11 protein-coding genes are annotated in these 12,685 nt (G+C 72.5%); 7 read left to right on the top strand and 4 right to left on the bottom strand.

Features of this window, described 5'->3' with window-relative positions; genetic code table 11:
• The first annotated feature begins 282 nt into the window (after positions 1-282).
• Positions 283-1,077 (top strand): IclR family transcriptional regulator, encoded by a 795-nt coding sequence (locus tag ABZ854_RS07735; RefSeq protein ID WP_361205872.1) that lies wholly within the window; start codon positions 283-285, stop codon positions 1,075-1,077.
• Positions 1,078-1,216: 139 nt separating this feature from the next.
• Here ABZ854_RS07735 and ABZ854_RS07730 read toward each other — a convergent pair whose 3' ends face one another.
• On the bottom strand, positions 1,217-1,531 hold the full coding sequence (locus tag ABZ854_RS07730) for a DUF5955 family protein (RefSeq protein ID WP_361205869.1): 315 nt from the start codon (positions 1,529-1,531) through the stop codon (positions 1,217-1,219).
• A 130-nt stretch (positions 1,532-1,661) separates the two neighbouring features.
• Between ABZ854_RS07730 and ABZ854_RS07725 the strand changes: the two genes are divergently transcribed.
• Together ABZ854_RS07725 and aceB are read left to right on the top strand one after the other, a co-directional pair.
• Positions 1,662-2,270, top strand: a complete 609-nt coding sequence (locus tag ABZ854_RS07725) for a nucleotidyltransferase family protein (protein WP_361205866.1) — start codon at positions 1,662-1,664, stop codon at positions 2,268-2,270.
• A gap of 184 nt (positions 2,271-2,454) precedes the next feature.
• Entirely contained in the window at positions 2,455-4,080 is a 1,626-nt protein-coding gene (gene aceB, locus ABZ854_RS07720; protein ID WP_361205863.1) for a malate synthase A, read from the top strand.
• Positions 4,081-4,148: 68 nt separating this feature from the next.
• On the opposite strand, the gene ABZ854_RS07715 is transcribed toward aceB, so the two are convergent.
• Entirely contained in the window at positions 4,149-5,063 is a 915-nt protein-coding gene (locus ABZ854_RS07715; RefSeq protein ID WP_361205860.1) for a HipA family kinase, read from the bottom strand.
• Positions 5,064-5,202: 139 nt separating this feature from the next.
• The gene (locus ABZ854_RS07710; RefSeq protein ID WP_361205857.1) at positions 5,203-6,702 is read right to left on the bottom strand and encodes an IucA/IucC family protein; all 1,500 of its coding nucleotides are present in this window, start codon (positions 6,700-6,702) and stop codon (positions 5,203-5,205) included.
• A gap of 253 nt (positions 6,703-6,955) precedes the next feature.
• On the opposite strand from ABZ854_RS07710, the gene ABZ854_RS07705 reads away from it, so the two are divergent.
• The 3 genes from ABZ854_RS07705 to ABZ854_RS07695 are packed head-to-tail and all read left to right on the top strand — an operon-like array spanning position 6,956 to position 10,530.
• Entirely contained in the window at positions 6,956-8,470 is a 1,515-nt protein-coding gene (locus tag ABZ854_RS07705; protein ID WP_361205854.1) for an IucA/IucC family protein, read from the top strand.
• Between the two features lie 9 nt (positions 8,471-8,479).
• Positions 8,480-9,742: a VWA domain-containing protein gene (locus ABZ854_RS07700; protein WP_361205852.1), complete on the top strand. Its 1,263-nt coding sequence runs from the start codon at positions 8,480-8,482 to the stop codon at positions 9,740-9,742.
• The gene (locus ABZ854_RS07695; RefSeq protein WP_361205849.1) at positions 9,742-10,530 is read left to right on the top strand and encodes a hypothetical protein; all 789 of its coding nucleotides are present in this window, start codon (positions 9,742-9,744) and stop codon (positions 10,528-10,530) included. Before ABZ854_RS07700 ends, ABZ854_RS07695 begins: the two co-directional genes overlap by 1 nt.
• Before the next feature lie 199 nt (positions 10,531-10,729).
• On the opposite strand, the gene ABZ854_RS07690 is transcribed toward ABZ854_RS07695, so the two are convergent.
• On the bottom strand, positions 10,730-11,356 hold the full coding sequence (locus tag ABZ854_RS07690) for a winged helix-turn-helix transcriptional regulator (protein ID WP_361205846.1): 627 nt from the start codon (positions 11,354-11,356) through the stop codon (positions 10,730-10,732).
• A gap of 81 nt (positions 11,357-11,437) precedes the next feature.
• On the opposite strand from ABZ854_RS07690, the gene ABZ854_RS07685 reads away from it, so the two are divergent.
• Positions 11,438-12,646: a pyridoxal phosphate-dependent aminotransferase gene (locus ABZ854_RS07685; protein ID WP_361205843.1), complete on the top strand. Its 1,209-nt coding sequence runs from the start codon at positions 11,438-11,440 to the stop codon at positions 12,644-12,646.
• The last annotated feature ends 39 nt before the right edge of the window (positions 12,647-12,685 follow it).

The following is a 12,685-nucleotide window of genomic DNA, read 5'->3' as shown; positions in this document are numbered from 1 at the left end:
GAACCCCTTTCTCCACCGCCGTTGCCGCCCGGAAAACGCCTTGATATGCGGATGTAGATCCACGTAACGGACTTCAACGTTCTGTTGAAGGAGTCTTCACTCCCGCCCGTCCGCCGTCAAGGGGCACACTTCCGAGCGGGAGGCGGCGGCCGCTAACTCTGGACGTTTCCACAAGGCGGAATTAGAATTCCGGTACGCAGAACGTAGCTACGTACAATCAGGGAGTCAACCGACTGCCGGGTAGGCTTCTGCCCTCCCCGCCAGTCCCGAAAGGAACGTGCCGTGCCGACGTCCAGCGCCAGCACCACCGACTCCGCCAAGACCTCCGCCGGCGGCGGGGTCCAGTCCCTGGAGCGCGCCTTCGACCTGCTTGAGCGGATGGCGGACGCGGGGGGCGAGGTGGGCCTGAGCGAGCTGTCCGCGTCCAGCGGGCTGCCCCTGCCGACCATCCACCGGCTGATGCGCACCCTGGTCGCCTGCGGCTACGTGCGCCAGCAGCCCAACCGCCGGTACGCGCTCGGGCCCCGGCTGATCCGGCTCGGCGAGTCGGCCTCCCGGCTGCTCGGCACCTGGGCCCGGCCCTACCTGGCCCGGCTCGTCGAGGAGACCGGCGAGACCGCCAACATGGCCCTGCTGGACGGCGACGAGATCGTCTACGTGGCGCAGGTGCCGTCGAAGCACTCGATGCGGATGTTCACCGAGGTGGGCCGGCGGGTGCTGCCGCACTCCACGGGCGTCGGCAAGGCGCTGCTGGCGAGCACGCCGGACCACGAGGTGCGGGCGCTGCTCGCGCGCACGGGGATGCCGGCGGCGACGGACAAGACGATCACCACAGCGGAGGGGTTCCTGGCGGCTCTGGAGGAGGTACGGCAGGCCGGGTACGCCGTCGACGACAACGAGCAGGAGATCGGGGTGCGGTGCCTCGCGGTGTCCGTGCCGGAGTCTCCGACGGCGGCGGCGATCTCGATCTCCGGGCCGGCGGGACGGGTCACCGAGGCGGCTACGGAGAAGATCGTTCCGCTGTTGCATGAGGTCGCGCTGGAGCTGTCTCAGGCGTTGGCCAGTTCCGGGGCCTGATCGGTTCGGGGCGCCTGAGGGGGTGGGGGCCCTGAGCGTGGGCGGGTGCGGGTGCTTCGTGGCTTGTCGCGCCCTGCGGCGGAGCCGCAGATCGATACAGCCCCGCACCCCTTTTGGTTGGACCAGGCACCCGGCGCTTTCAAGGTCCCGGGGGTTCGCCGAAGAGGTCCACTGCCTGTTTGACGTCCGAGAGGCCTCGGGACAGGGCGCTCACCGAGCCGATGGCGCCGGCCACCAGTAACAGGGAACCGCGCAGGCGGGGGATCTCGGGGGCGCCGCCCGCGGCCATCGCGGCGAGGGCCGCCAGTTCGTCCTCGGCTATGGCCCGGTCGGGGAACTCGGAGGGTATCGCGGCGAGTTCCCGGCGCAGCCGGGACACGGCGGTCCGCAGTTCCGCCACGCGCGGGTCCTCGTCGCTGCCGGTCACTGGCCTCTGCCCCAAGCTCCGCAACACAGCCCTCCCCCTGACACTCCGTCGTGCGCGGGTCAGTAAACGCCACGGCGTCCGGGAGCGCCACAGCGCGGACCGAAATTCAGCCCATCGAAGCCGTCTGCCGTGAGCGCGGGTCCGGTATGCAGGACGCATGACGGATCACCGGGACGGACACGGGGAGATCGCCGGGCTGCTGCTCGCCGCCGGCGGGGGACGACGGCTCGGCGGGCGGCCGAAAGCGCTGCTGGAGCACCGGGGGCGGCTCCTGGTGGAGCACGCCGTCGAGGTGCTGCGGGCAGCAGGGTGCGGGACGGTGCACGTCGTGCTGGGCGCGCAGGCGGCGGAGGTCCGGGAGCGGGCCGAACTGGACGGCTGCGTGCTCGTCGACAACCCCGCGTGGGCGAGCGGCATGGGGTCTTCCCTGCGCGCGGGTCTCGGCTCCCTCGCCGGTACGGGCGTACGCGCGGCCCTCGTGAGCCTGGTCGACCAGCCGGGCATCGGGCCGGCGGCGGTCTCCCGGGTACTCGGCGCCTTCGAGAACGACTCCTCGCTCGTCTCGGCCGCCTACGACGGCGTACGCGGGCATCCCGTGCTCCTCGGCGCGGCCCACTGGGCGGGCATCGCGGCGACGGCGACCGGCGACCGCGGGGCGCGCGCCTACCTGCGGGAGCACGCGGCGGCGGTCAGGCTGGTGGAGTGCGCCGACGCGGCCGAGCCCTACGACATCGACACCGAGGCAGATCTGGGCCACCTTGAGTGAACGGGGTGGCACCCAGCGCCACCTTTCCTCGACTCAGAGAATCTCGATATCAACAAACCATTGAAGTTCCACGATGAGGAAACTACTATCCACTGTTCAGAAGCGCCCGCCCGCACAGCCGGCGCTGTTCGCCCTATTCGTGCCACCTGGCACCCGGTGCCACCGCTGAAGGAAGTGACAGCTCATGTCCGCACCAGCGCCGTCCCCGCTGGCCATCGTCGACGCCGAGCCCCTGCCCCGCCAGGACGAGGTCCTCACCGACGCGGCGCTCGCCTTCGTGGCGGAGCTGCACCAGCGGTTCACCCCGCGCCGTGACGAACTCCTCGCCCGCCGGGCCGAGCGACGCGCCGAGATCGCCCGCACCTCCACGCTCGACTTCCTGCCCGAGACGGCCGCCGTGCGCGCGGACGACTCCTGGCGGGTCGCCCCGGCCCCGGCCGCGCTGAACGACCGGCGCGTCGAGATCACCGGCCCCACCGACCGCAAGATGACCATCAACGCCCTGAACTCCGGGGCGAAGGTCTGGCTCGCCGACTTCGAGGACGCCTCCGCGCCCACCTGGGAGAACGTCGTCCTCGGCCAGCTCAACCTGATCGGCGCCTACACCCGCACCCTCGACTTCACCGACGAGCGCACTGGCAAGTCGTACGCCCTGCGGCCGGCCGAGGAGCTGGCGACGGTCGTCATGCGCCCGCGCGGCTGGCACCTCACCGAGCGCCACCTCGTCGACGCCGACGGCACGCCGGTCCCCGGCGCCCTCGTCGACTTCGGCCTGTACTTCTTCCACAACGCCCAGCGCCTGCTGGACCTCGGCAAGGGACCGTACTTCTACTTGCCGAAGACCGAATCGCACCTCGAAGCGCGCCTGTGGAACGAGGTGTTCGTCTTCGCGCAGGACTACGTCGGCATCCCGCAGGGCACCGTCCGGGCCACCGTCCTCATCGAGACGATCACCGCGGCGTACGAGATGGAGGAGATCCTCTACGAACTCCGCGACCATGCCTCCGGGTTGAACGCAGGCCGCTGGGACTACCTGTTCTCCATCGTGAAGAACTTCCGCGACGGCGGCCCGAAGTTCGTCCTCCCGGACCGCAACGCGGTCACCATGACGGCCCCGTTCATGCGCGCGTACACCGAACTCCTCGTCCGCACCTGCCACAAGCGCGGTGCGCACGCGATCGGCGGTATGGCGGCGTTCATCCCGTCGCGCCGGGACGCGGAGGTCAACAAGGTGGCCTTCGAGAAGGTCCGCGCCGACAAGGACCGCGAGGCCGGTGACGGCTTCGACGGCTCCTGGGTCGCCCACCCGGACCTGGTCCCGATCGCCATGGAGTCCTTCGACAAGGTCCTCGGCGACAGGCCGAACCAGAAGGACCGGCTGCGCGAGGACGTGCACGTCGAGGCCGGTGACCTGATCGCGATCGACTCGCTGGAGGCGAAGCCGACGTACGCGGGCCTGGTCAACGCCGTGCAGGTCGGCATCCGGTACATCGAGGCGTGGCTGCGGGGGCTCGGCGCGGTCGCCATCTTCAACCTGATGGAGGACGCGGCCACCGCGGAGATCTCCCGCTCCCAGATCTGGCAGTGGATCAACGCGGGCGTGGAGTTCGAGAACGGCGAGGAGGCCACGCCGGAGCTGGCCCGCAAGGTCGCCGCCGAGGAACTGTCCAACATCCGCGAGGAGATCGGCGAGCAGGCCTTCGCGGCCGGGCACTGGCAGGAGGCGCACGACCTGCTGCTGACGGTGTCCCTGGACGAGGACTACGCCGACTTCCTCACCCTGCCGGCGTACGAGCAGCTCACTGGCTGACGCCCGGCGAGGAGTACGGCGAGCGGCCCCGGGGACGTGTCCCCGGGGCCGCTCGGCCGTCCCCGCCCTCAGCCCAGGTGGGTCGACCAGTCCCGCTCGGCGGCCGGCCTGCCGTGCAGGTCGGGGACGTGTCTGAGCCAGTCCGGACGGCCCTGCCGGGTCCTGGCGGTGCGTTCGGCGTCCTCGGCGGCGAGTGCGTCCCGCCCGGGGAAATCGGTGGGCAGCCACTCAGGTGAGCGCTCCAGGCGGGCGAGGAGATGGGTGACGTAGGCGTCCCGTACGTCGTCGGGCGTGGCGAAGCCCGCGTCCTCGGCCAGCCAGGCGTCGGGCACCTCGGCGAGGATCCCGCGCAGCAGCTCCTCGGTGACACGGGGCGCGAGTTCGGCGTCGGCGGCCCGGACGTCGGGGCCGCAGGGGCCGAGCGCGTGGTGCCGGAAGTCGTAGCGGCGGCCCGGGGCGGTGGTGTCCCAGCGGTGGTGGAAGACCAGGGCGGCGCCGTGGTCGATGAGCCACAGACGGGGCCGCGCGATGCCGGACGTCGGCCAGACCATGAGGTTGGAGCTGTGGACCGTACGGTCCACGTTGACGGTCAGCGCGTCCAGCCAGACGATCCGGCCGGCCTCCAGCGGGTCGACGGTGACGTGCCGGGCGACCTCGGGGGTGAAGTCGCGGGCGCCCGGCAGGAAGTCCATGCCGAGGTTGAGGCCCGCACTGGCGCCGTGCAGGTCGCGCACCTCCTGGTGCGGCTCCCCGGCGGCGATGGCCGGGTCGAAGTGCACGAGCACCAGTTCGGGGAAGCGGAGGCCGAGGGCGCGGGCCAGCTCGCCGACGATGATCTCGGCGACCAGCGCCTTGTGGCCCTGCGCCGAGCCGGTGAACTTGACGACGTAGGTGCCGAGATCGTCGGCCTCGACGACAGCGGGGACGGAGCCGCCGGATCGCAGCGGGGTTACGTATCGGACAGCAGTTACGTCGCGTAGCACGGGTTCAGGGTATGCGGTGCAGGGAATGTGGCGGCCGCCTAGAGAGCGCGGGTGCGTTGTGGCTTGTCGCGCCCGCGCGGCGGAGCCGCATATCGAAACAGCCCCCGCCCCTTCGGGCGCTTCGGTGGGCCCGGGTTTGTCAGACCGCGCGCAAGGGGCTGGGCAGGGGCCGGTACTGCGCGGCCGCGCCGTCGGCGCCGGTCCAGCGGAGGAGGAGGTTGGTCTTGGTGGGGAGGGTGGGGGTGGTGAGGAGGGCGGGGATCTCGGGGAGGGGGTGGCGGGAGAGTTCCGCGCGGGCGGCGGGCCAGGGGTCGAACCCGGGGTGGTGTTCGGAGAGGGCGGCGGCGATCTCGCAGACATGGTTGACGACCAGGCAGTACACCAGCCGCTCCCAGCCCGCCTCGCGGGAGACGTCGGAGAGGAGCTTGGCGCCTTCGGCGTCCCGGAAGAGGGCCTGGACCGGGGTGCCGCTCGCGTCGACGGCGACGAGCGTGTTCTGCAGGTGCGCCTCGAGGACGACCCCGTACTCGGCGAAGGCCGTCAGCGCCGGTGGGACGACCTGGCTCAGGTAGGCGCGCCACCAGGCCGCCGGGTCGGCCGCGGTGGCGAGGGGGCTGCCGTCGAAACCCTCGGCGAGGCCCGCCGCGAGCAGCGGGGTGGCGCTGGGCAGGAGGTGGCCGCGCAGGCCGTCGCGGACCAGGACGGCGAGTTCCTCGAAGGCGAAGGCGGCGGTGCGGTAGCCGCAGTCGCTCAGCCAGGCCGCCGGGCCGGGGAGCGCCCTGAAGGCCCCGGTCACCGCCCCGTCGGTACGGCGCAGCCGGAGCAGGTCGTGCCGCCACAGCCGGCGGATGTCGTTGGTGATCCGCACGTCGAGGCTGAACTTGAGGAACAGGTCCCGTGCGGGCTCGTACAGGGTCCGGACCGCCGCCGTGGGCCAGAAGTCGTCCGGGGTCCGGCCGAGGCGGAGCAGGCGTCCGTCGGCGAAGGCGGGGGCGAGGTCGCGGGCGACAAGGTCGAGCTGCCAGGGATGGGCCGGGAGCAGCCGGTAGCCGGGCGGGGCGGCGCCGAGGGCGTCCAGGGCAGCGGTGTCGCCGTCCTCGGCGACCTGGTCCTCGCGCACGCCGAGCAGCACCAGCGGGAAGCGGGCGTGCGCCTCGGGCGCGTACGGCAGCCAGGCCGCCGCCGGACCGCCGCCGCGCGCCTTGGGGGCCGGATGGCAGGGGTGCCCGGTGATCAGGGCCTGCTCGGAGAGCAGGTACGGGTCCGTGGGTGGCGTCGCCCGGTCGCGCGCGGTGAGCAGGGCGGCGACGGCGTCCCGGCTGTCGATCATCTCGGCGGGCAGGTCGCCTCCGGCCAGGCCGGTGTGCCGGCGCAGTTCCTCGGCGACGAGTTTGACCAGTTCGGTGTGGCCGATCCGGTGCCAGGTTCCGGACGTGTACAGCTCGGGTCCGGCGGGTCGCCGGCCGTCGCGCAGCCGAAGCAGGCGGCCGGTGGGCAGCCGGTGGACACGCCGGGTCCCGGTGCCCGGGAGGGGCTCTGCCACTTCCCGCAGGAGGCAGTTGAGCAGCGGCGCGGTCGCGTACGCGTCGGCACGCCGGCCGACGGCGTCGGTGGGGGGTGTCAGGTCCACGCGATCCATTCGTTCTCGTCCGGTCGGGTTCTCGTCCGATGTCGGGTCCTCGTCCGGCCGCTCTCGTCCGATCGTTCCGGCCCGGTCGTTCCGGCCCGGTCGTTCCGGCACGGCCACTCTCGGCCAGTCGTCCTACCGGGCCCCATCGCGGCGAGCCGTTCGTACGAGGATCCTTTCGTACGCGGGTCGTCTCCGGTCACGATCAGTATGGCGGTCGTCGCCGCCATGGTGCCCCGAGCCGCCCGTCCCCGAGGAGCCGACCGTGTCCCGTTCCGCCACCGCCGAGGCGTCCCTCGCCGAGGAGCTGGCCGCCGTCCGGCCCGCCCTGCTGCCCCGGTACCGCCAGGTGCTGCCCGGTGCCCGCGCGGCCGTGCTGAGCCGGCTGTGGCGGGCGCTCGCGCATGAGCCGCTGCCCTGGATCGACCGCAGGACGCGGGGCGCGCACAGCCTCGCCCTGCGGCTCGCCGACGGCCGGGTGCTGCACGGGCCGCCGGCGGACCCGTACGCGACCACGGCGTACACCCCCGCCGTCCGGCTCGGCCGGGAGCGCTACGACGATCCGGTGCACCTCATGACGGACCTCGGCGTGCCGCACGCGACGGGTTTCGCGGCCGAACTCGCCCACAGTGTCGCCTCGCTGGCGCTCTCGCGGGCCGGGGCGGATCACTCGAAGGAGTGGCCCGCGCGGGACTGGGAGTGGGAGCAGCGGGTGACCGACGGCCACCCGTTCCACCCCAACTGCCGTTCCCGGCCCGGCTTCTCGGTGGCCGAGCAGCTGGCGTACGGCCCGGAGCACGGCCCGCTGGTGGAGCTGGGCACGGTCGCGGTGCCGGCCGCACGGTGTCTGGTGTCGGGGACGTGGCCGGAGGAACTCCGGGACGGGGAGCGGCTGTTGATCCCGGTGCATCCGTGGCAGGCGGCGCACGTGCTCAAGCGGTCGTACGACCCGTGGCGCGCCGCGCACCCGCTGATGTCGCTGCGCACGCTCGCCCTGCCCGGCGGTCCGCACGTGAAGACGGCGCTGAGTGCCCGGCTGACCTCCTCGGTGCGGGACATCTCCGCGTACTCGATCGAGGCGGCGGCGGTCCTGTCGTCGTTCGCGACGGAACTGGCGGCGCGCACGGACGGGCTGCTGCACGTGACGCGGACGCTCGGCGCCGTCACCGACGGCTCCCCCGACCTCGCGGCGCTGCTGCGGGAGTCACCTGAGGTCTACGCGGGCTCGGGGGAGCGGGTGGTGCCGGTGGCCGCGCTTCCCGGCACCGGTCTGCCCGGCTCCCCCGGCTGGCCGGCCGCGTTCACCCGGCTGGCGCTCACGGTGGGCCTGCGGCTGCTGGACCTCGGGGTGGCCCTGGAGGCGCACGGCCAGAACCTGCTGGTGGTCCTGGCGGCGGACGGCACTCCGCTGCGGCTGGTGTACCGGGACCTCGCCGACATCCGGATCAGCCCGGCCCGGCTGGTCCGGCACGGCATCACCCCGCCCGCGCTGACCGGCCGGCTGGTCACGGACGACGAACAGGCCCTGCGCCGCAAGCTGTTCGGCTCACTGGTGGCGGGATCGCTCGCGGCGACGGCAGGTTCGGGCCCGGCGCTGGGGGCCGCGCTGGCGGCCGCCGTACCGGACGTTCCGTGCACTCCGGACCTGAGCGAGCTGCGCCGATCCCCCATCCCGGCCAAGGCGTTGACGCTGATGCGCCTCTCCCCGGAGACTCCCGGGGACCAGTGGGCGGCGCTGCCGAACCCGCTCGTTTTGGAGCCCGGCGCCCTGGATCAATAGGATCCGCCGATGATCAGAAGACAACGGCTGGCGGCGGGCGTCTGTGCCCTGCTCGCCGCCCTGGCGGCCGGGATCTCCTTCCCCGGCCAGGCGGTCGCCGACGAGACGGACGAACCCGCGCCCAAGGTCGAACTCGTGCTGGACGTCAGCGGTTCGATGCGCGCCCGGGACATCGACGGCGAGAGCCGGATGGCGGCGGCCAAGCAGGCGTTCGACGAGGTGCTCGACGCGACGCCCGAGGAGGTCCAGCTCGGCATCCGCACGCTCGGCGCCGACTACCGGGGCAACGACCGCAAGGAGGGCTGCAAGGACACCGCGCGGCTGTACCCGGTCGGCCCGCTGGACCGGACCGAGGCGAAGACGGCCGTGGCCACGCTGACCCCGACCGGCTGGACGCCGATCGGTCCGGCACTGCTGAAGGCCGCGGACGACCTGAACGGTGGCGACGGCACCCGCCGGATCGTCCTGATCAGCGACGGCGAGGACACCTGTCAGCCGCTGGACCCCTGTGAGGTGGCCCGCGAGATAGCCGCCAAGGGCATCGGGCTGACCATCGACACCCTCGGCCTGGTGCCGGACGCGAAGACCCGCGACCAGCTGAGCTGCATCGCGGACGCGACCGGCGGCACGTACACGGACGTACGGCACAAGGAAGAACTCAGCGACCGTGTCGGCCAGTTGGTGGACCGGGCGGCCGATCCCGTCGTGACGCCGGTGGCCACCGAGGGCGCGGCGCAGTGCGCGAAGGCGCCGGCCCTGAAGTCCGGGCTCTACACGGACCACGTGGGGTTCGGGCAGCAGCGTTGGTACAAGGTGGACGTCGACGCCGGCCAGGAGCTGCGCGCCGGGGTCAGCGTGGCGGCCGACCGGGCCGTGAACCCCGACTACGGGCTGCTGCTGCGGGCGGTGACCGTGCAAGGCCGGGAGATCGTGCGCGGTGAGGCCGCCGGCAACGGCCGTACGGACATGATCTCCACGGGTCTTCGCTACCCGAGGCCGGCGAGCGACGACGACAACGCCCCCGCGGAGACCGTGTGCCTCCAGATCACCCAGTCCTTCTCGGCCGCGCCGGGCGTGAAGACCACGCCCGGGATGCCGCTGGAGCTGACCGTCGACGTCGTCGGCGGGCCGCACCGGGCGAGCGACGTGGCCGCGTTCGGGCTCGGGCGGGGCTGGTGGCTGCTGGGGGCGCTGGTGCTCACGGGCTTCGTCGCCGGTCTGCTGTGGGGCTGGCTGTCACGCTGGCGGGTCGCGGTCTGGAGGACCAACTGATGCGAACGACACGTAAGCTGGGCGCCGTGGCCGGTGTGCTGCTGGCGCTCGGGCTCGCGGCCGGACCGGCCGCCGCCGGCCCCTCGCCCTCCCCGAGCGCGTCGGACGACGGCAAGGCTCCCACCCAGGCGGGCACGTCCTTCCGTACGGCGACGGAGATCGAGCAGGGGCAGGACGCGACGGCCTCCGGGTCGACGGGTGACTACCTGTACTGGGCGTTCCCGGCGGACGCGGGACAGCGGCCCACCGTCAGGGCAACGGTCAAGCTGCCGGACACGCACGGCGCGCAGAGCTGGCAGATCGACGTGTACGACGGTCTGCGGCGCCGGCAGTCCTGTCAGTACGGGTCGGCCACACGGACCGCGGAACAGGGCACGGTCGGCGTCGAGTTGGCGTGTGTGCTGCGGACGGTTCGGGCGTGGTCGGAGCCGTGGGCCGACGATCCGTTGCCGGGTACGTACTACATCCGGCTGACCTCGGTCGAGCTGGGTTCGGCGGACCTCGGCAAGCCGGTCAGCGCGCAGGTCCGGGTCGACTCCAAGGACATCGGCGGGGCGGCGGCGGTCGACGGCTCGCTGGCGAAGCCGCTGGTGCCGGGGATCGCGGTGGCGTCGGACGACTCCGGGTCCGCGGTGCTGTCGAGTACGGAGCCGAAGGACGGGTGGACCTCGGGGTGGTGGTCCGACCGGTGGGTGTGGACCGCCGTCGGCGGGGCGCTGGCGGCTCTCGCCGGAGTCGGCGGGTATGCACTGACCCGTGGGACGGGGCGGCGGCCGGCGTCCTCGTAGCGCGAAGGCCCGTCGCCCGGCGGGCCTTCCTGCGTCTCCCACCCACCCACCCGACTCGGCGAACTGGAAAGCCGGCCGAGGAAACAGACCCGGGCGGGGGACGGGCTCGGCCGGCTGGAAGCGCCCCGAAGGGACGCGGGGAACTGCGCGACCAGCCAGGTACGGCCCGCAGTCGGAGTGCGCACCGGGCGGCGGCGCTTCAGTCCTGGCGCAGGGACTTCGCGAGGGGGCTGTCTCCGGTCACGGTCGCCCGCCCGGCGTGCACCGCGGCCCGCAGGGACAACCGACCCTGGGCGAGGGCCTCGCAGGTGGGCGCGTCCAGGCGGAGACGCGCGTCCGGCTCGGCGGGAGCCGGGCCCTCGCCGTAGACCGGCCCGGTGTCCGCGCCGGCGCGCACGTGGAACACCCCCTCCTCCAGCTCGACTTCGACCACCCCCTCCCCCTCCAGGGCCCGCAGCAGCGGCAGCGCGAACCAGTGGGCGCGGACCGCGTCGGTGGGGCGCCGGGCGCCCAGTTCGGCCTCGCCCCACTTTCCCAGCGTCTGCAGCACAGGCAGCAACTCGCGCCCAAGATCGGTGAGTTCGTAGACGTAGGCCGCGCCGGGCGGCGATAGCCGGCGGCGGGTGGCCAGACCGTCCCGTTCCATGTCCTTCAGCCGCGAGGCGAGCACGTCGGTGCTGACACCCGGGAGGTCCGCGTGCAGGTCCGTGTACCGGCGCGGCCCGGCCAGCAGTTCACGGACGATCAGCAGCGTCCAGCGGTCGCCGACGAGGTCGAGCGCGCGGGCGGCGGAACAGTACTGGTCGTAGCTGCGACGTGGTGACATGCGACGCAGTCTAGACAAGTTGTTGGACTTTCCAAGCTCCAACTTGGTAAAACCAAGCAACACGAGTTTCCGGAGGGGCGCATGGAGTTCCGGCAGTCGAACAAGCTCAGCGAGGTCTGTTACGAGATCCGCGGCCCGGTGATCGAGCACGCCAACGCGCTGGAGGAGGCCGGGCACAGCGTGCTGCGCCTGAACACCGGCAACCCCGCGGCCTTCGGCTTCGAGGCGCCGGAGGAGATCCTCCAGGACATGATCCGGATGCTCCCGCAGGCGCACGGCTACACGGACTCGCGCGGCGTCCTCTCCGCCCGCCGCGCCGTCGCCCAGCGCTACCAGACGCTCGGCCTGGAGGTCGACGTCGACGACGTCTTCCTCGGCAACGGCGTCTCCGAGCTGGTCTCCATGGCCGTACAGGCGCTGGTCGAGGACGGAGACGAAATCCTCGTCCCCGCCCCGGACTTCCCCCTGTGGACGGCCGTGACGACCCTCGCCGGCGGCAAGGCCGTGCACTACCTCTGCGACGAACAGGCCGAGTGGTACCCGGACCTGGACGACATGGCCGCGAAGATCACGGACCGCACGAAGGCCGTCGTGATCATCAACCCGAACAACCCGACCGGTGCCGTCTACCCCAAGGAGGTCCTGGAGGGCATCCTCGACCTCGCCCGGCGCCACGGCCTCATGGTCTTCGCCGACGAGATCTACGACCAGATCCTCTACGACGACGCCGTGCACCATTCGACGGCCGCGCTCGCCCCCGACCTGGTGGTCCTCACCTTCTGCGGCCTCTCCAAGACCTACCGGGTGGCCGGCTTCCGGTCCGGCTGGCTGGTGGTGACCGGCCCGAAGCAGCACGCCCGGGACTACCTGGAGGGCCTCACCATGCTGGCCTCCATGCGGCTGTGCGCCAACGCGCCCGCGCAGTACGCCATCCAGGCCGCGCTCGGCGGCCGCCAGTCCGTGCGCGAACTGACCGCGCCGGGCGGCAGGCTGTACGAGCAGCGGAACGTGGCCTGGGAGAAGCTGAACGAGATCCCGGGCGTGTCCTGCGTGAAGCCGAAGGGCGCGCTGTACGCCTTCCCGCGCATCGACCCGAAGGTGCACCCGATCCACGACGACGAGAAGTTCGTCCTGGACCTCCTGCTCCGCGAGAAGATCCAGGTGGTGCAGGGAACCGGCTTCAACTGGCCCTCCCCCGACCACTTCCGCGTCCTCACCCTGCCCCACGCCGACGACCTGGAGGCGGCGATCGGCCGCATCGGCCGGTTCCTCGGCGGGTACCGGCAGTGAGAGCCGCCGAGCGCGCGACCGGCCGCCCTGTGCGAAGAT

This window comes from Streptomyces sp. NPDC047028, assembly GCF_040644095.1.
In the GTDB taxonomy this organism is placed as follows: Bacteria; Actinomycetota; Actinomycetes; order Streptomycetales; family Streptomycetaceae; genus Streptomyces.
The sequence above is the reverse complement of the archived record's forward strand: the minus strand, read 5'-3'. Positions and strand labels throughout refer to the sequence as shown.